The 22372-nt window shown below is 64.0% G+C and carries 17 protein-coding genes; 8 read left to right on the top strand and 9 right to left on the bottom strand.

Annotation, left to right across the window (positions count from 1 at the left end):
• Window positions 1-2 precede the first annotated feature (2 nt).
• The 5 genes from HMPREF3176_RS02400 to HMPREF3176_RS02380 all read right to left on the bottom strand — a co-directional run bounded on the left by HMPREF3176_RS02400 (window position 3) and on the right by HMPREF3176_RS02380 (window position 5497).
• A complete protein-coding gene (locus tag HMPREF3176_RS02400; RefSeq protein WP_081976413.1) occupies window positions 3-857 on the bottom strand; it encodes a MetQ/NlpA family ABC transporter substrate-binding protein in 855 nt (284 codons plus the stop codon).
• A gap of 152 nt (window positions 858-1009) precedes the next feature.
• Entirely contained in the window at window positions 1010-1714 is a 705-nt protein-coding gene (locus tag HMPREF3176_RS02395) for a methionine ABC transporter permease (RefSeq protein WP_210386448.1), read from the bottom strand.
• The gene (locus HMPREF3176_RS02390) at window positions 1711-2724 is read right to left on the bottom strand and encodes a methionine ABC transporter ATP-binding protein (RefSeq protein WP_070457891.1); all 1014 of its coding nucleotides are present in this window, start codon (window positions 2722-2724) and stop codon (window positions 1711-1713) included. The genes HMPREF3176_RS02395 and HMPREF3176_RS02390 overlap by 4 nt, the downstream gene beginning before the upstream one ends.
• Window positions 2725-2823: 99 nt before the next feature.
• Window positions 2824-4926, bottom strand: coding sequence for a hypothetical protein (locus HMPREF3176_RS02385; protein WP_070457889.1), 2103 nt, complete (start codon window positions 4924-4926; stop codon window positions 2824-2826).
• 73 nt (window positions 4927-4999) lie between these two features.
• Window positions 5000-5497: a nucleoside deaminase gene (locus tag HMPREF3176_RS02380; protein WP_070457913.1), complete on the bottom strand. Its 498-nt coding sequence runs from the start codon at window positions 5495-5497 to the stop codon at window positions 5000-5002.
• A gap of 70 nt (window positions 5498-5567) precedes the next feature.
• On the opposite strand from HMPREF3176_RS02380, the gene upp reads away from it, so the two are divergent.
• From upp to HMPREF3176_RS02345, 7 genes are all read left to right on the top strand, one after another.
• Window positions 5568-6206, top strand: coding sequence for a uracil phosphoribosyltransferase (gene upp, locus HMPREF3176_RS02375; protein ID WP_016663699.1), 639 nt, complete (start codon window positions 5568-5570; stop codon window positions 6204-6206).
• Window positions 6207-6610: 404 nt separating this feature from the next.
• Window positions 6611-7384, top strand: a complete 774-nt coding sequence (locus HMPREF3176_RS02370; protein ID WP_034371591.1) for a winged helix-turn-helix domain-containing protein — start codon at window positions 6611-6613, stop codon at window positions 7382-7384.
• A 444-nt stretch (window positions 7385-7828) separates the two neighbouring features.
• A complete protein-coding gene (locus tag HMPREF3176_RS02365; RefSeq protein WP_034371588.1) occupies window positions 7829-9337 on the top strand; it encodes a MinD/ParA family ATP-binding protein in 1509 nt (502 codons plus the stop codon).
• Window positions 9298-12501 (top strand): DEAD/DEAH box helicase, encoded by a 3204-nt coding sequence (locus HMPREF3176_RS02360; RefSeq protein ID WP_083286197.1) that lies wholly within the window; start codon window positions 9298-9300, stop codon window positions 12499-12501. The genes HMPREF3176_RS02365 and HMPREF3176_RS02360 overlap by 40 nt, the downstream gene beginning before the upstream one ends.
• Window positions 12498-13265 carry an SWIM zinc finger family protein gene (locus tag HMPREF3176_RS02355; protein WP_070457887.1) on the top strand — a complete coding sequence of 256 codons (768 nt, stop codon included), beginning with the start codon at window positions 12498-12500 and terminating at the stop codon, window positions 13263-13265. The genes HMPREF3176_RS02360 and HMPREF3176_RS02355 overlap by 4 nt, the downstream gene beginning before the upstream one ends.
• Entirely contained in the window at window positions 13234-14865 is a 1632-nt protein-coding gene (locus tag HMPREF3176_RS02350) for a serine hydrolase domain-containing protein (protein WP_070457885.1), read from the top strand. The genes HMPREF3176_RS02355 and HMPREF3176_RS02350 overlap by 32 nt, the downstream gene beginning before the upstream one ends.
• Before the next feature lie 5 nt (window positions 14866-14870).
• The gene (locus HMPREF3176_RS02345) at window positions 14871-15701 is read left to right on the top strand and encodes a spermidine synthase (RefSeq protein WP_070457884.1); all 831 of its coding nucleotides are present in this window, start codon (window positions 14871-14873) and stop codon (window positions 15699-15701) included.
• 12 nt (window positions 15702-15713) lie between these two features.
• Here HMPREF3176_RS02345 and HMPREF3176_RS02340 read toward each other — a convergent pair whose 3' ends face one another.
• Window positions 15714-16856 carry a protein kinase domain-containing protein gene (locus HMPREF3176_RS02340; RefSeq protein ID WP_070457882.1) on the bottom strand — a complete coding sequence of 381 codons (1143 nt, stop codon included), beginning with the start codon at window positions 16854-16856 and terminating at the stop codon, window positions 15714-15716.
• A gap of 644 nt (window positions 16857-17500) precedes the next feature.
• On the opposite strand from HMPREF3176_RS02340, the gene HMPREF3176_RS02335 reads away from it, so the two are divergent.
• A complete protein-coding gene (locus HMPREF3176_RS02335; RefSeq protein WP_070457880.1) occupies window positions 17501-19261 on the top strand; it encodes an ABC transporter ATP-binding protein in 1761 nt (586 codons plus the stop codon).
• A 477-nt stretch (window positions 19262-19738) separates the two neighbouring features.
• On the opposite strand, the gene HMPREF3176_RS02330 is transcribed toward HMPREF3176_RS02335, so the two are convergent.
• The 3 genes from HMPREF3176_RS02330 to HMPREF3176_RS02320 all read right to left on the bottom strand — a co-directional run bounded on the left by HMPREF3176_RS02330 (window position 19739) and on the right by HMPREF3176_RS02320 (window position 22045).
• Window positions 19739-20296, bottom strand: coding sequence for a hypothetical protein (locus HMPREF3176_RS02330; RefSeq protein ID WP_070457878.1), 558 nt, complete (start codon window positions 20294-20296; stop codon window positions 19739-19741).
• A 36-nt stretch (window positions 20297-20332) separates the two neighbouring features.
• Window positions 20333-21688: a replicative DNA helicase gene (gene dnaB / locus HMPREF3176_RS02325; protein ID WP_034371573.1), complete on the bottom strand. Its 1356-nt coding sequence runs from the start codon at window positions 21686-21688 to the stop codon at window positions 20333-20335.
• Between the two features lie 72 nt (window positions 21689-21760).
• On the bottom strand, window positions 21761-22045 hold the full coding sequence (locus HMPREF3176_RS02320; RefSeq protein WP_070457876.1) for a GNAT family N-acetyltransferase: 285 nt from the start codon (window positions 22043-22045) through the stop codon (window positions 21761-21763).
• Window positions 22046-22372: the final 327 nt, after the last annotated feature.

The following is a 22372-nucleotide window of genomic DNA, read 5'->3' as shown; positions in this document are numbered from 1 at the left end:
TCTTAGAAAGCGGGGATGACGGAGCCGTCGGTGTAGGTCTTCTCGATGAAGGCCTTCACCTCGGCCGAGTGCAGGAGCTCTTCGAGCTTCTTGAGATGCTCGTTACCGTCATCCTCGCTTCGCCATACGAGGAGGTTCGCGTAGGGGCTGTCTTCCCCTGGCTCCAGGAAAAGCGAATCCTTGTTGGGCTTCAACCCCGCCTCGAGCGCGAAGTTTCCGTTGATGACGGCCGCGGCGAAGTCACCGAGCGAACGGGGAATCTGACCGCCCTCGAGCTCGGTGAACTTGAGGTTCTTGGGGTTCTCCTTGACATCCTCGGGCTTGACGAGAGCGTCCTCGGGGGCGTCACCGAGCGAGATGAGCCCCGCCGATTCGAGAAGCCTCAGACCACGCGCGGTGTTCGCGGGATCGCTGTTGAGCGCGATCTCGCCGCCCTCGGCGATCTCTTCGACGCTCTTCGCCTTCTCCGAGTACAGGCCAAGAGGCTCGATGTGCACGCCCTTGCCGGCCGTGAACTTGTAGCCGTTTTCTTCAATCTCGTTCTTGAGGAAGTTCGGGGTCTGGTAGAAGTTCGCGTCGGTGTCGCCCGCCTCGAGGTCCTTGTTCGGCAGGATGTAGTCGGTGTATTCGACGATCTCGATGTCGAGCCCAGCGTCTTTCGCGAGCTCGTCCTTCACAAACTGAAGAATCTCGGCGTGAGGAACGGGGGAGGCTCCGACCTTGAGCACGGAGTTGGGGCCCGATTCACCCTTCTCCCCACCGGTGCCCGGGGAGTTCGACACGCATGCGCTCAGCAAGCCAATGCCCGCGAGTCCGGCGGCGGAGGTGAGGAGGGTGCGGCGGTTGAGGTTCGTCATGATGGTCTCCTTAGATGATCTCGTGTGGCACTAGCCTGCACCGGGCGACGTACCTGGCGCGAGAAATGTGACGTTTCGTGACAACAACGTGCATGGCGGGATCGGTAGAGCGGGTCCGACGTCGGACTGCCCCGCAGTGAACCCGCGTGCGCCTAGCCCTTAGCCCGGTGATCGACCGTCCGGGACGCCCAGTCCCCCACGACTTGAACGATCACGACGAGGATGACGAGGACGACGACGGTCGTGATCATGACCGTGTCGTTGAAGCTCAAGTACCCCTTGCGGAAGGCCAGGTCACCGAGGCCACCGGCGCCGACGGTGCCCGCCATCGCGGTGTAGCCGACCACGCCAATCGTTGTCGTGGTGATGCCGGCGATGATGCCGGGAAGCGCTTCGGCGAGCAGCACATGCCGGATCACCTGGAATCGGCTTGCCCCCATCATCTCGACTGCCTCGAGCTTGCCGGCGGGGATTTCCCTGAGCGCGGTTTCAACGAGTCGCGCGAGGAAGGGAACGGCGGCGATCGTGAGGGAGATGATGGCGGCGTTTGGCCCCGTTCCTCGCCCGACGATCGCCTTCGCGAGTGGCAGGAGGGCGATGATGAGAATGACGAAGGGGAAGCTGCGCAGCACGTTCACGATGAAGCCGAGCACCTGATAGGCAAGTCGGGCAACGCGACCGTGGGCGCGCGAGAGCTCAAAAAGACCGATCCCCAGGGGAATGCCGATGACGACGCTCAGTGCCATGGTCCACGCGACCATGTAGATCGTGAGACCCGTGTTGATCCACAGCGAGTTATTCGTGCTCGTCGAGGTAAAGATCGGGTCGGAGAAAAACTCCTGGAACCACTGGGTCACGGCTGCACCTCCGCGGCGACGATGTTGTTGTCTGCGCAGTCCTTCACAAACTTGGCGAAGCCCGGCGCGCTGATGGGACTGTTATCGGCGTTGCGGAGCGCGAGCTGCACGCGGCCGATCTGCTGCCCCTGGATGGTTTCGATCGACGCGGCGACGACCTCGGCGAGGGCGTCGTGCTCCTCGGTGAAGCGCACGATGTCGTTCACATTGTTGACGACCGGCGATTTTCCGTAGTCCAGGTTGACGATCTTCGCATCGACACCCGTGGGTGCCGGCGGGAGTGGAATGAGCTCTTTGGCGAGTCGGCCGAAGGGGTCGGAGGCGACGTCGAGGAGCGTGCCAGTCTGCACGATCGCGCCGTCCTCGAGGAGAGTCACGTGGTCGCAGATTTCGCGTACCGCGCTCATCTCGTGGGTGATGAGCAGGACCGTGATGCCGAGGCGGCGGTTGAGGTTCTTGATGAGCGCGAGAATCTGCCGGGTTGTTCCTGGATCGAGTGCGCTCGTGGGTTCGTCGCACAGCAGCACCTGGGGTCGTGCCGCGAGGCCGCGTGCGATACCGACGCGCTGAATCTGCCCGCCGGAGAGCTGAGATGGGTAGTTGTTTTCGCGACCCTCGAGTCCCACGAGAGTGACGAGCTCCGCGACGCGTTCGCGAATCTTGGCGCGCGACCAGCCGGCGATCTCGAGGGGGTGCGCGATGTTGCGTGCGGCCGTGCGCGAATCCAGCAGGTTCGCGTGCTGAAAGACCATGCCGATCTTCCGTCGAGCCGTTCGCAGCTGCGGACCGTTGAGCGCGGCGATGTCGGTGTCGCCGATCCGAACGGTCCCGCTCGTGGGTTTTTCGAGCCCCGTGAGGCAGCGAATAAGCGTCGATTTACCAGCGCCGGAGCGGCCGACGATACCGTGGATCTCGCCTTCGGCGACATTCAGTGAGATGCCGTCGAGGGCGCGAACCTCGGCACCGCCGGTTCCGGGGAAGACTTTCGTAAGGCCGTCAAGTGTGATCACGCGCTCCAGTATCCGTGAAACGCGACGCGAAGGCAGATATCAGTTCATGAAAGGACACACAGTTCACACGTGCTGGCCTTGGCCGAGGCGCGCAGACGCCTACTGGCCCTGAGGCGGTTGCTGCTGACCCTGCGGGTTGTGCTGCCCGTAGCCGTAGGCCTGTTCGGGCGTGAACCCGGGCGCCTGCGGAGCACTCGGCTGCTGGACATACTGCGGAGCCTGGTTCTGCTGCGAATAACCCTGATGCGGAGCACTCGGCTGACCCTGCTGGTAACCCTGCCCGCTCGGCTGCTGACCGTACTGCGGAGCCGGATTCTGCTGCGAATAGCCTTGCTGCGGAGCAGTCGACTGGCCCTGCTGGTAACCCTGCTGCGGGGTGCTGGTCTGGCCCTGCTGGGCCTGTTGCCCGAAGTTCTGCGCCTGGTTCTGCACGTTCGTCGCGAGGGCAGCGAAGTCAACCTTTTTCTGCTGTACCTCGGTTGCGGGATACTCCTCGTTCGCACCGTGCTGCTTGTGCACAAAACCGCCCACAACGGCGGGCACAAACGCTGAGTAGAACGGGGCGATAAAGCGGGAAATGACCTCGATCAGGATGCCCACGATTGCGGCGATGAACGGCGTCGCGAGGCTCACGCCCGCGTGCGCTTCGCCCTCGAAGTTCGCGAGGCCCGCGGATTCAAGCACGTCGCGTGCGCCGCTCGCGTCGTAGCTCGAGTTGAGGGTCGCGAAAATGATGCCGATGACGCTCAGCACGAAGAACACCGCGGGAAGTGCGGCCCACGAGGTCACGGTCGCGAGTGTGTTGCCCTGCACGCGGCGACGGGACTTCGCCCACACGCCCGCGAACACGAACATCAGGAGGAAAACGAACGGGATCGCGGGGACGATCATCCACCAGTGCGGGAGGGTGAACACCGAAACCATGTCGCCATCCTGGCTAATCAGGAGTCCAGCGTAGGGACCCAGACCGAAGGTGTAGTTCACAGGCGAGAAGGTCGCGAGGCCGAAGTAGGTGAAGAGCACCGTCAAGAGCGTTGCCGGGAGGGTGAGGACGAGCATCACGAGCATCTTGAGGCTGTCACCGAAGTGCCCCTCATTGATCGCGGCAATGAGCACAACGGCCACGGCGCACACGAGGCCAACGACGGCTGCTGTCGCGGCGTAGAGGAGTGCGAGCTTTGCCGCATCGAAGTATTCGCTCACGAGCGGCCACTTCTTCGGGAGGGCGCGAACGCTATAGCGACCCGCGACGAGCGCAAGTGCGAGAAGCACGAAAATGGCGAGGAACGGAAGGATGCCCGCGGCGTGCACGCTCATGTTCATCTCGTACTTCACGCCGTAGCTGTCGGCCTTCTCGCTCGCGCGCACGGCAAGCGCCCACGTGAGGAGGGTGGAAATGGTGGCCACGAGGAAGCTCGAGGCCGCCGCCTGGACCCAGATCGCAACTGCGCCTTCGTTCGGCTTGCGCTTCGCGATGAATCGACCCGCGAAGAAAGCGCCGCCGAGTACAGCCGCAAGAACGAGGAAGGGCACGAGCCCCAAACTCGAATACAGGGAGAAGGCCGCGTCTTCCTCCCCACCCAGGTTCCCCTTCACGGTGACGTGGCTCGTGTACGAGCCGAGGAATGCCATCGAAACTACCTGGAAGGGCGCGCCGAGGATATAGAGAAACTCTGGCGTGTCCGGCTTTATCTCACCGGCGACGGCCATTCCCGCGGGGCCGCCCTTCGGGTCAGGAATAATGCTCGGCGTGTCCAGCACCATCGAGCCGAGGAGAGGAAGTCCCACGACGATCGCGGCAACGATAAGCCCCGCCGCGTACGAGGCGAAAGCTGCGCCGAGCGTCGGCAACGGGTTGCCGATGAACGATGCGGCCTGGCCAAACTGTTTGCCGGGATGAGGAGCCTGCTGGCCGGGCTGACCTTGCTGGTTCTGCGGGGACTGCTGAAACTGCCCGTTGGGCGGGAAACTCTGCGAAGCCTGCTGGCTCTGCGGGAAGCCTTGCGGGGCACCCTGCGGGGTGTACTGAGGCTGCTGGCCCTGCCCTCCTTGCTGGAATTGGGGCGCCTGGTACTGGGGCGCTTGGCCAGAGCCCTGGTGGGCGTTCGGCGCCGGCGGGGCCGACGGTGCCGAAGGCGGAAGATCGGAGTTGGCGCTTGGACCGGAACCCTGAGACGGTCCCTGGTGCGGAGTGTTCGTCATGTCATGTCCTTGCTCGTGGGCGCACACGCACAGTCACCGTGCGTCTGTAACGTGCATCATCGTACGGGACTTTCTACCCTGCGCGCAGCCCCTTGCGCCGCTCGCGCAGGGCGCGGAAGAAGTCGCGCAGCATCTGTGCGCATTCGTGCTCGCGCACGCCGGTCGTGAGCCGCACGCGATGGTTGAGCCGCTCCTCGCGAACGAGATCGTAGAGCGATCCGGCAGCCCCGGCTTTCGGATCCATTGCGCCGACGACGAGGTGCTCGATACGTGCGAGGACAATCGCTCCCGCGCACATCGTGCAGGGTTCGAGGGTGACGGCGAGCGTGCAGCCGCTCAGGTTCCAGCGGCCGCGAACGCGGGCCGCTTCGCGCAGAGCGAGGATTTCGGCGTGCGCGGTTGGGTCTTCGTCCGCTTCCCGACGGTTGCCGGCGCTCGCAATGAGCCTTCCCTTTTCGTCGTACACGGCTGCGCCGATGGGAATGTCACGGCGCGGCGGCGTTGAGGCGGCGCGCGCTTCGTCGATCGCGGGCTGCATGAGCTGGTCCAATTCGGGAACCGGGTGTGTCATGCTCGCCTCGCTTTCAGTTTCGGGCCCTGGGGCCGCGGCGGATCGGCTCTCATCGTAATAGGCTGGCCCCATGCGCGTATTGAACATTGACCATCCGCTCGTTGCCCACAAACTCACCGTCCTTCGCGACAAGAACACCCCGAGTTCCGTTTTCCGCCAGCTCGCCGACGAACTCGTCACTCTCCTCGCTTACGAGGCGACGCGTAATGTCGCCGTCGCACCCGCCGAGGTCGAGACGCCGGTCGCGACGACGATCGGCAGTAAGCTCACGGATCCAAAGCCCATGGTCGTGCCGATTCTCCGCGCGGGCCTCGGCATGCTCGATGGCATCACTCGCCTGCTGCCGACGGCCGAGGTGGGCTTCCTCGGCATGGTGCGCAACGATGAAACTCTCGAAGTCACCACGTACGCGAACCGCCTTCCCGACGACCTTACGGGCCGCCAGTGCTTCGTCGTCGACCCGATGCTCGCGACGGGCCACACCCTGATCGCGTCCGTGAACTACCTTCTCGAAAAGGGCGCGCGCGACATCACGTGTGTCACTCTCCTCTCGGCACCCGAGGGCATTGAGACCATGGAGCGCGAGCTCGACAAGAGCGCCAACATCACGGTCGTGACAGCGGCGATCGACGAAAAGCTCAACGAGAAGAACTACATCGTTCCCGGTCTTGGGGACGCGGGCGATCGACTCTTCGGGGTCGTCGACTAGGCCTCGCATTTTCCTTCCGCACGGCGCCGGCGCGGCGCGCGTTCACATGTGCTTCCTCCACCGAAGTGTTTCAGTATGTGAACGCCCACTTGCGCCGGCGCCATTCGTGTTTCACACTGGTGGCATGAATTTCCATGCCGCATCGAGCATCAGCGAGGGGACCGCTTCGGTCTCCCGTTTCATGATGCGCGGCATGATGATGGACATGGCGATGTCCATGATGCAGGGTCAGCCGCGCCTCTAAGCGCACTGCGGAAAGCCGGCTGACAGGAGCCGGCCACTGGGCGTGGGCTCCAGGTGCCCACCGGGAGCACGCCTCGCACGCGAGTTCATCTCACTCCCCCGCGAGATCCCGGATTCCCATTCTTTTCGCGCCGCGCGGCGCCGCATCCTGGAGAATCGCCATGACAGTTGCTGTTGATCGCCCCCTAACATCCACCTCGACCCGCACGGTGAGTATCACGCTCACCGTTGACCTGCCCGCCTCGAGCGACCCTCGTGAAGCGACGCTGCTCGCAGATTCGCTCCGCTCCCACGCCCTCACGCTCGCGACTGCCAAGGGTGGAACCGCGCGCGTTCAGGTGACGTCGGAATCTTCGCCTCGCCCCACCCGCTTCACGGCCGTGCCGGGCCAGAGCGCGAGCGCCTCCATCCCGCCGCGCCCCGCCGGCAAACCTCAGGCTCTCCGCCCGCGCAAGGCCGGGGTCGTGTCGCCGAATGCTCCCGCCCGCCGCGATGCCGAGGCCGCGCGGCTGCGCCTGATCCAGTCGCGCCTCGTCAGCCCGGTGAGCGCGCCCGGGCCCGTGAGCGCACTTAGCCCGGCGAGCCCTTCGCTTCCCGGGGGCGCTGCTGGCGCTCTTCCCGCTCAGCCGTCTCTTGTGATCGACCTCTATGGCCGACGCGTCAGGATCGACGGTGAGGATGTGGACCTCACTCATCGCGAGTTCGAACTGCTCGCGCATCTTGCACGCAATGCTCGCTGCATCGTTTCGCGCGGCGAACTCATGAGCGAGGTGTGGAGCTCGGCGGGCAGCGATGCGGGCGAACGCACAGTTGACGTGCATATTCGCCGAGTGCGCAACAAGCTTGGCCGCTACCGGAAGCTCATTTCGACGGTGCGAGGCTCGGGTTACAGGCTTGAGCTCGGTAGCGACGTTGCGCTGCTCGGCGCGAGGTAACTAGAGCGCGAGCCGCACTGATTAACACACGAACGGACCGGAGCGCGCACAAATGGGGCTCACGGTCCGTCCGCTGGCTCCGCGGGACAAAGGGGGGAGGTCCCTGCGGAGCGGCGATCGGGTTCGGGGGAACATCCGATCGCCAGGCCGCACGCGCAAGGGGGTGAGCGCTGTGCGGCAGCTATATTCCGGCATATGTGCCGTGCTTGTGCCGCACCTGCGGCACCGGGGTGCCGCGGAGCGGGCAACGCCGGTACTCCAACTCTAAAACACTTTGCGGCAAATGTGAACCTCGTTAGTCCCTCCACATTCGAGTACTATCCACGGGCGGATTGGGGGCCGGCATCCACGTGCCATCCACCGTTTAAGGTCGGGCCGTTACGATGGGGAGCCAGGGCGCTCAACCGTCCTTGTCAGCATCCCCCATTTCCAGCGAGGACCTTCATGATTGCTCACGCACGTATCGTTTCGGCGAAGGACGCCACGATTCAGTTCGCCGATCGCGCCGAACGCATCGAAGGCGAGAGCAGGAACGAGGTGCGCACTGCGATCAAGCACGCCTTCGTCGCGGAAGCGCGAAAGCAGGAATCACCGATCGACGTCGTCATTTTCGACGGCCCGGCGACCCACAATCTTCGCGTCGAGCCCAATGGCCGGATCCAGCCACGCGAGGCGGATTCTCGGCCGCTTTACGCCTCAAGCGCGGCAATGCCTGCCGCTTCGGGCCAAAAGCGCGGGCGCCATTCGGCGCTGAGCGCCACGAGCCCGGCTTCCGGGAACGCCCCGCGACCCGCGAGCGCCTCCTCCCCCGGCTCCGCGAGCGCGGCCTCTGCTGCGGCCCTCGCCGACCTGCAAAAGCGGCTCGCGGCCGCCGAGGAGCGCCCGGCCGCCGATTCGATGTCCTCTCCCGAGGCCCTCAATGGCACGCGTCGCGCAGGTGGCGACGAGCTCACACCCTCCTCGACGGCACAACCGCACGAGCCCGTTGTGGCACCGAAGCGCGAGCTTCCCAAGGACGATCTGCCGACGCTCGATGACCTGCGTGCGGGCAACGACGCCCACCGCAAACCGGTCGCCACGCGAGGCTTCAACAAGTTCGTCCGCCAGGCCACCTTCGGTCTCATTAAGCCCGGCCCGGGGCGCGCGGAGCGCCGCGAACTCGATCAGATCGAGCGGATCCGCAAGCGGCTCGACGCGCCGAAGAACATCGCGGTCGTGAACCTCAAGGGCGGCGCCCACAAGACCACGAGCGTGCTCATGCTCGCAGCGACCCTCGGCATGTTCCGCGGCGGCAGCGTGCTCGCATGGGATAACAACGAGACGCGCGGCACCCTGGGCTGGCGAGGCATCCCGAGCGACCACCACCTCACGGCGCTCGACCTTCTCAATAACCTCGACCACTTCGCGGGCACGGATGCGCGCGTTGCCGATCTCGACAAGTACGTGCGCCCGCAAGGCGACATGAACTTCGACATCCTCGCCTCTGATGAGGATCCGGGATCGGCGGCCTCGATCGATGGTGATGCGTTCAATCGCCTCAACGACACGCTCTCGCGCTTCTACCGCATCAAGGTCGTGGATACGGGCAACAATGTTCGCGCCTCGAACTGGCTGGCCGCCGTGGAGGGCGCCGATCAGCTCGTGATCGTCTCGACGGTGCGCGAGGACACCTTCAACGCCGCTGCGTGGATGATCGATGAACTTCGCATGACGGGCCACAAGAAGCAGGTCGAGAAGGCGGTCACGATCCTGTCGCACTCCTCGCGCGGGAAGATCGACCGCGTGCTCCGCAAACGCCTGCTGCATCACTTCGGCGCGCACACTCGTGCCGTGCTTGAGGTTCCGTTCGAGCCGCACTTCGTGGATGGCGGAAGCCTCGAGTGGGGCAAGCTCTCGAAGGAGACACGTCAGGCGTGGATGAACGCAACCGCGACGGTCGCCGACGGGCTCTGAGCACCACCGCAGCTTCGCACGCGACGCGCGAGGCTGCCCTCCACTCGTGCACGCTCCACCTCCACGCTGATGCCTCGCTCGGCGTGAGCCTGTGGGCCCACACGACCGACTCCGAGCGCCGCGCGAGCATCCTCGACGCACTCGAGCCCGCCCTCACCGCGCTCTCTCCCGAAGGCACGCGGCCCGCTGCGCTCGCGCCACTTGGGTCGTGGCTCGCGCGGCCCATGCGTCACGTGATCGAGGTCGACTTTCGCGGCCGCCGCAGGAGGGTGCGCACGCTCGCGCTCGAGAGCACGCACCTCGCCGAACTCACCACGGCTCTGCGCGCGCGCATCGCCCACCTCGCACGCACCTCGGCTACGCCGCGCGATGCGAGCGAAAACGGGATCACGCAGCTGATGAGCGAACTCGCCAAGGCAGTTCGCCCCCTCGATCTTGGTGAGGGGATCCTTCTCGCCCCCGAGACGCTCGCCGTCCTCAATCTCGATTCGCACGCGCGCCGAATCGTCGAGCGGCGCGACATCGTCCCCGGCCCTGAAAGCGCGCACGACACTTCTCGCGTGCGATGGCGCCTCGCCCCCGGTCTCGCGGTGGGCACCTCCCCCGCTCACCCCGCGCTCGAACACCTCGTTGACGCCCACGCGCGCGTGGCCTTCACGCGCCTGCGCACGGAACACGAACGGGCGGGAAAGCTCCCGGGCGCCGAGGAACTCGCGGGGCTCGACCCCGTGGGCGCGGCGCTCCTCGATGCTCTCGACGGCAGCGACGCGCTTCTTGCGCTCGACACCGTCAACGATCGCCGTTTGCGAAAAGCTCTCGATGATTTCGTCCAATCGGCGCTCAGCGGCGTCCTCTTGAGCGAGAGGCAGCCACGCCTCACGGTGCGCGTGCGCGAGGCGCAAAAGAACGGGTACGACGCTGGCTCGGCGACCGTCGGACTCCGCGTGTATTCCACGGCCGCCCGCTGGCAGGTCGAGGTGTGCCTCGCGGAAACCTCGGGGCGCGTGCACCTGCTTGGGGAGCTCGTGAACGCGGGCGACCTCACGAGCGTGGGCGCACTCGAGCACGCCTCCCACGTGCGCCGCCTTTCTCCGACGCTTGCAAAGACCCACGCCGAGCCTGGAGGGCTCACGTGGAACCTCTCCACAAAGGAGCTTTCGCGCTTCCTCACCGAGGACGCGAACGTGCTCGAAACCGAGGGCATCGTGGTCATGCTTCCGCGCGAATGGACGAAGCAGCCCGTGAGCGTGGTCGCGAAGGTGGCGACGCCGCAGGAGGATCCCGAGAATCGCCCCACAAAGTCGGTGGGACTCTCGGGTGCCATGGCGTCGTTTGAGTTCTCGGTCGCCGTCGGGGAATCGATGCTGAGCCCCGAAGAGCTCGAGGAACTCCTCGAAGAGCAGCGCGAACTGGTGAACATCCGAGGGCAGTGGGTGCGCCTCGATTCCTCGACGCTCCGTGCCGCGACGGCCTTCCTCGCGGGCGCCCGCCGCGCCGCCGCGGTGCAACCGCGCGAGGACGGACACGAGAAACTCTCCGACGTTCAGTTCCGAAGCCTGCTCGCGCACGAAGACCTGAGCGATCTGAATCTGCGCGTCGAGGCCACGAGCGCCAATGGGGACGAACTCCTTTTCGGCGCCGATAAAGTCTCCGTGCCGGCGCTGCCCGCGCCCCGCACGCTCAAGGCGACGCTCCGCCCCTATCAAAAGCGCGGCCTCGACTGGCTCACGTTCCTCGACTCTCGCGGCCTCGGCGGGATCCTCGCCGACGACATGGGCCTCGGCAAAACGATGCAGGTCCTCGCGTTCCTCGCGCGCGAACGCGAGAAGCTCCCCCAGATCGGGCCCACGCTTCTCGTGTGTCCCATGTCGGTCCTCGGTAGCTGGCAGCGCGAGGCTGAGCGCTGGCTCCCCAGCCTCGACGTGCACATCCACCACGGCCCCGATCGACTCCACGGCGAGGCCTTCCGCGAGCGCTCTCGCGCTTCCCACCTCACGCTCACGACCTACGCGCTCGTCGCACGCGACTTCGATGACCTCGCCTCCGCGAAGTTCCACCGCGTGATCCTCGACGAAGCGCAGCACGTCAAGAATCACGACACCGGCGTCACGCAGGCCGTCAAGGCCCTGCCCGAGGGGCGGCGACTTGCTCTCACGGGCACGCCCGTCGAGAACGACCTCACGGATCTCCACTCGATCCTCTCGATCACAACGCCGGGGCTGCTGCCGAGCGAGGCCGCCTTCAAGGAGCGATTCGTCAAGCCCATCAACGAGGGCAACCAGGCCGTGCAGGAACGCTTAAGTCTTGTGACGCGCCCCTTCATCCTGCGGCGCGTCAAAACGGATCGAAGCATCATCTCGGATCTTCCCGACAAGCGCGAGGAGCGCGAGCTCGTCAATATCACCGAAGAGCAGGCGGGGCTCTACAAGGCGCTCGTCGAGGACATGACGAAAGAGCTCGAGCAGCTCGCAAAAGTTTCTGACCCCCTCGCCCGCGACCGCCGGCGCCGCACGATCGTGAGCACCACGATCATGAAAATGAAGCAGGTCCTCGGGCATCCCGCGCATTTTCTCGGCGACGGCTCGCCCCTCCTGGATGCCGCTGGCGAGCACAGAAGCGGAAAGCTTGAGCGGCTCGACACGATCCTCGAATCTGTCGTCGCGAGCGGCGAGAAGGCCCTCATTTTCACGCAGTTCACGGCGTTTGCCCCCACGATGCTCGAGCATTGGAACAACACGTTCGGGATTCGCGTGCCGTTCCTCCACGGTGGAATCTCGAAGGCCGAGCGCGACGAGATGGTGCGCGAGTTCCAGAACTCCCCCGGCACCCCGGGGGCGATGCTCCTTTCGCTCCGCGCAGGCGGCACCGGCATCACTCTCACGGCCGCGAATCACGTGATCCACCTGGATCGTTGGTGGAATCCTGCCGTCGAAAACCAGGCCACCGACCGCGCCTTCCGCATCGGCCAAACCCGGGACGTTTCCGTCCACAAGCTCATCTCGATCGGAACGATCGAGGAGAAGATCGACGATGTGCTGCGCACCAAGCTCGAGCTCGCTGAACACACCGTCCGCTCCGGCGAAGGCTGGCTCACGGAACTCAGCAATGAGAAACTCGCCGAGATCGTCTCCCTCGGCGACGCGCGGAAGGACAGACGCTCATGAGCATCGAGATGACGTCGAAACGCGGCGCGATCGGCGAAAGCTTCCTCGCGACCGAGTTTCTCGCACGCGCCGAGGTGCAGCTCGGCCGCACGCGGCTCGCGGCCGGTAAGCGCCTCGCGCGCGCGGGCGCCGTCCAATGGCTCGACGTGACGCCCGGGCACGTGAAGGCAGAGGTCTCCGCCGCGATTGACGGCACGCTCACCCATCCGCAGCTCGACTTCGGCCCGCGCCTGCCTCACGACATCGAGGCCCTCGCCGCGCGCGCCAAGCGCGACCCGCACGAGGTTCTCGCCGTGCTCGCGGGCACCTACGACAACGCCGACGAACGCACCCTCGATCGCGAAGGCCTCTCCCTCCTCCCGAGCGCGGAGTTGCCCCTGTCCTTCGGCTGCACGTGCCTGCGCTGGCCCGACGTGTGCGAGCACGTGTGGGCGCTCGCCGTCGCCTTCACCGAGCACATCGACCGGGCGCCGGCGGATTACCTTGCCCTTCTGGGGTTGGACGTGGAGAGGCTTCACCTCACGAAAGCAGCGTCCGACGCTCCCCCGGCAACCGTCGGACCCGAACCGCACGTGGAGACCCGCACCCGTTTTGATCCCGCGCGGCTCGAATCCGGGATACTGGTGAGAGCAATGGGCGAAGAGGCAGCGGCTCTCGTGGCCGCGTTCTACGCTGAAGCACAAAGAGGCGGCGACGTGCCGCGCACCGAGACGAAAGGACGGGGCCAGGGCGATGGCTCACGAGCTGACACAGGAGACGATTGACGCCGTCGCGGCGATTTTTGACAAGGCTGTCGCGGAGCACCGCATGGCGGGCGTCGCGTGGGGCATTGCGTCGGGCGGTGAGGTGCTCGCCTCGGGTGGTGCGGGCTCGAGCGCGCTCGCGGGCGGCGAAAGGGCCGAGGGCGCATTCACGCCTCGCGTCGATTCAATCTCGCGCATTGCGTCGATGACGAAGTCGTTCACGGCCGCGACGATTCTCGCGCTTCGTGACGAGGGCAAGCTGCGCCTCGATGACCCGATCGCGACCTACGTTCCTGCCGCGGCGCACATCGGGTCCTTTAGCGAGGATTCCCCCGCCCTCACGGTGCGCCACGCCCTCACGATGTCCGCGGGGTTTGTGACCGATAACCCGTGGGGCGATAGGCAGGAGTCGATGAGCATCGACGAGTTCGACGAGTACATCGCCGGTGGGCTCTCGCTCATCGCCGAACCCGGCTGCGGATTCGAATACTCGAATACCGGTTTCGTGCTCCTTGGACGCGTGATCGACGAGGTCACGGGCATGAGCTTCCGCGACGAGATCCGTCGCCGCTTCATCGATCCTCTCGGGATGAAGGACACGGTGTTCTCGCTCGCGGAGATGACCGATGACCAGCGCTCGCGCGTGCTCACGGGTCACCGCGTGGGCGACGGGGAGGGCGCGAAGCGGTTCGAAGACGTCGATTTTGACACTCCCGGCGCCTTCGGCGCGATGGCGGGGCTCTTCTCAACCGTCGCCGACGTCGCAAAGTGGACGGCGTTCCTCGCCGAGGTGGGCGTGCATGGCGCCGACGGCATCAGCGACGACTCGCGCGCGATGCTCTCGCCGGCTTCGCGCCGCGAGATGCAGGAGATTCACCGCATCCAAGAGTGGCCGGTTCTCGAGGATGGAAACGGTTTCGGTCGCGTTCGCGGCTACGGTTACGGGCTCGTCGTCGAGAAATTCCCGAAGCTCGGCGACGTCATCTCCCACTCCGGTGGATACCCGGGCTACGGCTCGTACATGGTGTGGCTGCGCGGCACGGGCCTGACCGTGATCGCCCTCGCGAACTCCAAGTACGCGCCCGCGATCCCCTGCTCCCTCGACGCGCTCGAGGCGATCCGCACCCACCAGGCCGAACTCGTCGACGCTCCGAAGCGTGAACTCGCGCCCACCACGCGCGACGCCCTCGAGAAGGCTCTCGCGTGGCTGCGCGACGTCGAGCTCGAAGGCCAGCCGACGACCCTCGTGCCGAGTGGCTCGGCGCGCACCGTGCTCGCGAACCGCGCCGAGCAGGGAGTGAGCGAGGAAAGCGACCCGCTTCTCGCGCTGTTTGCGACCAACATGGATCAGGACGTCTCGCGCGCTGAACGCGTGCGTCTGCGTGACGCGGCCCTGCGGATCGCCGGTCTCGGCCGCGCCGACCTCACGCTCGAGAAGGCTGCAAGCCTGAAGGTTCTTTCACCGTTCCAAGCGGTGTGCACGTTCGAGGGCGAAAGCGGGAAGGTCCTCATCGACCTGCTCATGGATCCGCGCAAGAACTCCCAGATCCAGGCGCTCAACATCAAGGGCGAATCGAAGGACAAGGGCGAGGCCTCGGGCGCCGCACCCATCGGAATCTGAGCCTCATGCCGCACATCCACCTCGAGGTGAGCGACCTCGATGCCGCCCTGGTCGACGACCTCGACTGGGGCGGCACGATCCTCACGATCGGCGGGCACGAGCAGTCTCACGTCAACCCAGCCGATCCGCGAGAGATCCGCTACGAGTACTTGAGGCGCATCGCGAACGTTCTCGACGAAGGATTCGAGGCGGGCGCGCCGATCAGCATTCTCCACCTCGGCGCGGGTGCGCTCACACTCGCGCGGTACGTGCAGGCCACGCGCCCGGGAAGCATGCAGCTCGCGGTCGACATCGAACCCCGCCTCGTCACGTTCGTGCTCGAGAACCTGCCTCTTCCAGCGGGCACGCGCCTCGAGCACCGCGTGGGCGATGCCCTCGCACAGGTGCGTGCGCTCTCGCAGGATCACGCGGGCTCCACCCCCGCCTCCAGCGGCGAGGTCCGACGGTTCCACGCCGCCGTCCTCGATGTGTTCAGCGGGAAGGAGACCGCGCCCCATCTCGCCACGAGCGAGTTCTACGGCGCTGTTCTCGACATTCTTGAGGGGGATGCGGGCACACCAGGGGTTCTCCTCGTCAACATTGGAGACGACGAACCCCAGCGCTTTCTCGACTCACAAGCGCGTGAGCTCAATGCCGCGTGCGCTGAGCGGGATTACCCCGAGCCGTGGATCCTCACTGATGCTCACGTCGCGCACACCCGTGCGACGGGCAACTCGATTCTCGTGGCAGGCCCCCTTACGGCTCGCGAGGATTTTATGCAGATTGCCTCGCGCGTGCGGGCCTCGGGGCCTCATCCCGCTGTCGTGGAGCCGTGGCGCGACGTCTTCGGCGCTTAGCTCCGCCGCGCTCTACAGGAAGCCAATGAGCGTGAGCGATGCGAAGGCGCCCGCGCCGATCGCGATCGTCATGCCCGCGATGATCGCGGCCCACCCCACGAGAGTCATCCGGTCATAGCTGCGCGCACGCTCACCCAGCCCGCGCTTTCCGGTGCGAATATCGATGTCGTTCTCATCCGGACTCGACGGCACGAGCGAAACCGCGGGGGGCATCCGTCGTTCGGGCGGATCGAACGGCGCCTCGACGTCGTCCACTTCTTCGATAATCGCGGCGCTTGGGGGACGCTGCGGCACGGGCGACGGCACGGGCTCAACGGAGGGCGGTTCCCCCTCGTACGGATCGAAATCTTCCGGAATATCCGGCATGAGGTCCACAATTTCAAGCCGGGAACCGTCGGAAAGAAGAGCCGGGGAACCGGGCTCCACGCTCGGGAGCTGCGCGAGGGCCTCCCGCGCGCTCGGGCGCTCGGCGGGGTCGCTCGCAAGCATTGCGGCGAGGACCCGGGCGAATTCGGGCGAGAGACCTTCGGGAATTGTCGTATCGCTTAGCGCGGTGGGGCCGGCGAGCGTGAACAGCACAGACGCACCAAGCGCGTAGACGTCGGCCGCGGGTGTAGCGACGGCACCGGCGGCGACCTCGGGCGCGAAGAAAGCTTCCACGGTCGCGGTGTCCACGACCGGGAAATCTGGCGCTTCGACCTCCGGCATCGCTGCGCTCACGCCCGCGAGCACAGCGAATACGGGTGGGCGATCTTCCCGGCACATGATCGTCGTGGCACTCACGCGGCGATGCACCCACCCCGCCTCATGCATCGTTGCGAGCGCCTCGAGGATTTGCCTCGCGATCATGAGTGCCGCTGATTCGCCGAGCGTCCCCCTGAGGCTCACAACTTCGGCGAGGGTGCCACCTGACACGAGCGGCATTGCCACGAGCGCCTCGGACTCATCCATCGCATACGGGGAAAGAAGATGCGGGTGGGCGAAAGCCCCGTCGGAATCTTCGAGTATCCGCCTCGCCGAGACCAACTGCCCGTCACCGAGAACCTTGAGCGCACACTGATCCTCGCGTTCGCAGTCCCACGCACGCCAGACCTCGCCCGTGCGTGAGCGCTCGACCAGGTCGATCCGCACGAAACGCTTGCCGTAGGCGTTCATGGACCTAGATCAGCACACGCCGACGCATCTTTCAACTTCTGTAGCGTTTCAGTGTTGACATTCGCATTTTGTGGCCAGCCTTGCACATATGAATATGCAGGCTAAGTTCGCAGGCATTCTCCTCCGGGGGCATGGCCATGAAGGCCTCAACGCGCGGGCTATGAAGCAACGAGCAATGGCAGCGCGTAACAGTCACCAAGTATTCCTAAGGGTCTTCACGTAAGACGGCACCCGAGCCCAAAGAAGCTGAGGAATGTTCTGGCCAACATTCGAGCTTGCGTTCGACGCTGGGGCCACATGACCCACGGCGTTCAACTGGCTTGCTCACGGCTCACAGCCGCCCGAGGCAGGTAAGTCTAGCCAGCTTTCGTCAGCTTCCTCTAAGTTCTCCCAACGGCTCACCTGGAAGGAGGGCTAGAGGCTTGCCGTGCCCCAAGCACCACGCACGCGTGACCATCGTCACACAGCGGTGTATGATCCGAGATGACCCAAGAGGAGGTGATTTCAATGACGATTCAACTTTCCCAAAAGACGCCTCGCCTACACCAAGGCGCATACGGACAAACGCACTGCAGCTCACACTGCTCCAGCCCCAACTCCAATCTCGCCATGAGCGAAGGGAAAACTAGCGAGGGGCGGACGTCATGACGACTTCCACCATCAAGACCGCGCTTTGGGCCGTGCATCAGTTGTGGAAGTACTCGCCTGTGGTCCTCGTGTTCTATCTGATTTTCGTGATCGTCGACAGTCTCGGCCCTGCCCTGATGGTAGTCGCGGTTGAAAACCTCGTGCATGAGGCCACTACGAGGGAATCACACTCCCAACTGTCTGGAGCTATTGTCGCGGCGGGGCTCGTATTCGGGCTAAACTCCAGCGTTCGGTCTGTCGTGATGACTCTCAGTCAAATCTTGAGCCGAAAAACCCGGGCGGGCATGGAGTATGAGTTCGCGAAAGCAATGTCCCGTGTACCGGCAGACCAGCTCATGGGAGACTCGCTCACTACCCGAGCAAGAACCGCGAGCGAAGCCATTGCAACGGCGGCATCCTTCCATGGAACCTATGTGATCAATTCGTTCCGCGCAGTCGCCACCATGGCATTTTTGGTCCTCGCCTTGGCTCCTTACAGTGTCATTTCGGCGTTGGTCATCGTGCTGGCTACGATTCCTACGCTCATCGCTTTTACGCTGGTCGCCAAAATCGAAGGCCGAACCTGGCCCTTGGTTTCTCACGAAGTAAAGTTCGGAAGCTACGCCCTCAATCAGTTGGTTTACGAAAAGCCGGCTTTCGAACTGTCGGCACTTGGAACGGGCTTCAAATTAGCTCGCGTCGTTAAGCAGCGGTCCTTCAAAGCCGCACAGCTCTTTGTCTCAGCGATGTCGAAGTCCGCTATCCTTATCGTTCTGGGTGGACTTTTTGCGACTGGCCTCTTGATCTTTGCTCTATTCACACTCGCCTCCGATAGTGGTCTCGGTGCAGGGGTTCTTGCTGCCGGAGTAGTGGCTCTGATTTCGAGCATGTCAGCTACTTCTGATGCCTCATACACTCTGGGCAGTGTTGTCTCAGGTACCCCGATCGTCGATGCCTATAGACGGTTTACTAATGAGTTTCAAGGTGAGGCCGGGGAAGCTTCCTCGTCAGACGCCGATACACCTAGACCAGATATACAAAGTCTTCACGTGCGTTCCGTTTCCTATAGCTATCCCCATGGCGAGACTAAAGCACTTGATAACATTTCACTGTCTGCGGAGAAGGGTCAACTCATCGGTATCGTCGGCGTGAACGGCGCAGGCAAAACAACGCTGGTACGTATCATCATGGGTCTCTTTAATCCCAGTGTTGGCGACGTTCTGATTAACGGCGAACCGATCGACTATTTCAACGACGCCTCGCGCACCAGCCTTTTTGGATTACTGTCGCAAGAGTTTGGGCGATACGAACTCACAGTGAGGGAGTCCTTGCTTCTCGGGACAAGAAGAGACTATGTCTGCGACAGTGAGCTTTGGGACGCGCTCGATGCGGCCAGACTAAGGAAAGCTGTCGAGAACCTACCGGATAAGCTAGATTCCCAACTGGGCGAGCAGTTCGGCGGGGTCGGACTCTCTGGCGGCCAATGGCAGCGACTTGCGTTGGCGCGGATAGTCTTGCGCAATGCTCCAGTGTGGATTCTTGATGAACCTACAAGCGCCATCGATGCAGAGAGTGAGAGGGCAATCTTCGATGACCTTGCATCCGGAATCACGAAGAAAGATCGTATAACCATCGTCGTATCCCATCGTGCAGCCACATTACGTTCTATGGACCAAATCTATGTCATCGAAGAAGGGCAACTGATTCAATCAGGCACCTACTTAGAGCTGCTGGAATCGCCAGGTCGGTTTCGCGAAATTTTTCGTGAAGAAGAATAGGACACGCATCGTTGCGAACCATGTATCGATTTCTACATGCATGAAACGAATGAGGGATGAGACTACCCCAACGAGGAGCAAAATTTTGAAATCATTGACTCGTAAAAGCGAGCAAGTCATCTTCTGATATCCACCGACTACAACGTGGATCAAACTCCCTAGCGTAGAAGTTCCACCCGTCCGGGCGGGACGCTTCGTGTTCGCTTCGCGAAGGACTGTTCCCTCACGAGTGAAAGCCTGCTGTTTTCGAAAATCGACGCAGCCCGAGAGCTCAAGATCCCGTCACTCCTCCAGACTCCTAGTCAGCGGATTTGCCTCGCGATCATGAGTGCCGCTGATTCGCCGAGCGTCCCCCTGAGACTCACAGCGTCGGCGAGGGTGCCACCTGACACGAGCGGCATTGTCACGCACGCCAGACCTCGCCCGTGCCCGTTTGTGCGATCAAGTCGATCGGGATGAAACGTTTGCTCTGCGCGCTCACAGTCCCCCCTGTCCACGTGTCCGCACGCGCCCTACGAGGGTCTGGAGGTCCTCAAGGCGGCGCTCCCACCACGATTCGGGCTTCACGCGTTCCCACAGCTCATCGAGCTCGGGAACGAGATGCCACACGTGAAAATCTGCGCCCGAATCCGCGGGCGGTTGCGCGAGATCCGTGAAGACCCGCGCGACAACCTCGCCCGTGCGATCGCATTGGAACTCGACGCCCGTTACGGGCCCGATCTGCTCCTTTTCAGCCGCTTCGAGCGCAAATGCCCACGCGGGCTCAAGGTGCGCCGCGAGCTCCGGCATCGAGGCGAGCGGGGCCGGCAGATCGCGGTGAGCAACCCATACGCCACCAATGTCAAGAACCGCCTCCACGCGGCACATCTGCTCGCCGTCGTCGCTCGCGGCACTCATATACACGAGGTTGCGGATGGCATCCACGGGCGTCATTGGTGACACGCACCCTCCGAGCGGCCCGGCAAGATCGGCGGGCACAGCGCGGCGGAGCATCGAATGCTCGGCATCCGCCGCCTCGTGGGCGCTCACCGACACGTCACCACCTCCGGTTCTATTCACGTACGTTCGAGGCTACTGCGCCATGTCCTTGAAGCGCGAGTAATGGCCTTCGAACGCGACGGGAATCGTCTTGGTCGCGCCGTTACGGTGCTTCGCAACAATGAGATCGGCCTCGCCCGCGCGCGCCGACTCCTTCTCGTAGTAGTCCTCGCGGTGGATGAGCACGATGAGGTCCGCGTCCTGCTCGATCGAGCCGGATTCGCGAAGGTCACTCATCATGGGCTTTTTGTCGGTGCGCTGTTCGTTTCCGCGGTTGAGCTGCGAAATGGCGATCACGGGCACCTCGATCTCCTTCGCGAGGAGCTTGAGGGCACGCGAGAACTCGGAAACCTCCTGCTGGCGCGACTCGACGCGCTTACCGGAGCTCATGAGCTGCAGGTAGTCGATCACGACCAGTTTGAGATCCGCCTTCTGCTTGAGGCGACGGCACTTCGCGCGAATCTCCATGAGGGTCATGTTCGCCGAATCGTCGATATACAGCGGCGCATCCATGAAGCGAGTCGTGGCGCGCGCAAGGCGCTCCCAGTCCTGATCGTCGACCGTGCCGTCGCGAAGGCGACTCATCGGCACCTGCGCTTCGGCGGCCATGATGCGCATCATGATCTCTTGGCGGTCCATTTCGAGGGAGAAGATGGCCGACGCCATCCCGTTGTGGATCGCGGCGCTCCTCATCACGTCCATGCCGAGCGTGGTCTTACCCATCGCGGGGCGGCCCGCGAAGATGATCATCTGGCCGGGGTGCAGGCCCTGCGTGAGTTCGTCGAACTCCGCGAATCCCGTGGGCACGCCGTTGACCTGCCCGCCGCGCGATTGGAGCATCTCGATGAAGTCCATCGTCGGCTCAATCACTTCGGAAAGCTTCACGTAGTCCTCGGACTTCGTGCGGTCCGTGACCGAGTACACCTGCGCCTGCGCTTCGTTGACGGCGGCATCAACCTCGCCGCCATCCGCAGCGAAGCCAAGCTGCACGATGCGCGTGCCCGCCTCAACGAGGCGACGGAGCGTAGCCCGCTCCGCGACGATTTCGGCATAGAACCCCGCGTTGGCAGCCGTCGGAACCGCATCGATCAAATCGGCGAGGTACGGGGCTCCACCGACCTTCTCGAGGTTGCCCTTCTCACGCAGCGCATCGGCGACCGTCACGAAGTCGGCCGGCTCCCCGCGACCGTAAAGGTCGATGATCGCCTCGTAAATGAGTTCGTGCGCGGGGCGGTAAAAGTCGTTGCTGCGGAGCTTCTCGACGACGTCGGCGATCGCATCCTTCGACAGCATCATGCCGCCCAGAACGCCCTGCTCAGCACCTAGATCCTGCGGCGGGAGGCGGTCCATTCCCTGATCGGGACCCGGCTCCAAAAGGGCGCTCGACATACGACCTCCTCACGTCTCGGTGTGACTGCCCCGAGGCGGGGCATGAATGCCCCAGAATCCTACCGCGAAGCGCTACTCCGCTACGAGGTCGCGTACTTCCGGGTTCTTTTCGATCCACCCCTGAACGTAGGGGCACACGGGGCGAACCTTGACGCCGTGGCGACGCGCATGTTCAAACGCTGCAGCTGTCACCTCGCCCGCGATGCCTCGCCCGCGAAACTCCGGATCCGTCACGACATGCGTGGCGACGAAAATGGCGCCATCATTCTCGCGGTCGTATTCGAGGTACCCCGCTTCCACGCCACCTTCCGTGGCAATGAAGCGCTGCTGGTCAGAAAAATGAGTCACGGTAGCCATGCCTTAAGTGTCGCAGGAGCGCGCGGGTCGCAACAGGCTTTTGGCTATTTTGGCCGGAGATCTCGAGGCATGGGCAGGGCTCGCTTGGCTCATGCGGGTCCGACGCTTGTTGGGCGACCGTCGGACCCATCCGCTTTCACCGCGGCGCCTCTCTCCTTTTCGCTCCTTGCCTCTTCCTCCTTCGCCACCACATTTCTCCCTTCCTTCCCCCTCACAGTTACCGTGGTGCACCTCACTCTGCTGTTTTTCGGGCTAGGTTTATCCACACTCGTATCCCCGGTTTTGGTGTGCGGTGTTTCTTGGGGAGGGGTTTTGCGTGACGATCAG

The organism is Dermabacter sp. HMSC08H10, from assembly GCF_001807585.1.
GTDB lineage: Bacteria > Actinomycetota > Actinomycetes > Actinomycetales > Dermabacteraceae > Dermabacter > Dermabacter hominis.
The sequence above is the reverse complement of the archived record's forward strand: the minus strand, read 5'-3'. Positions and strand labels throughout refer to the sequence as shown.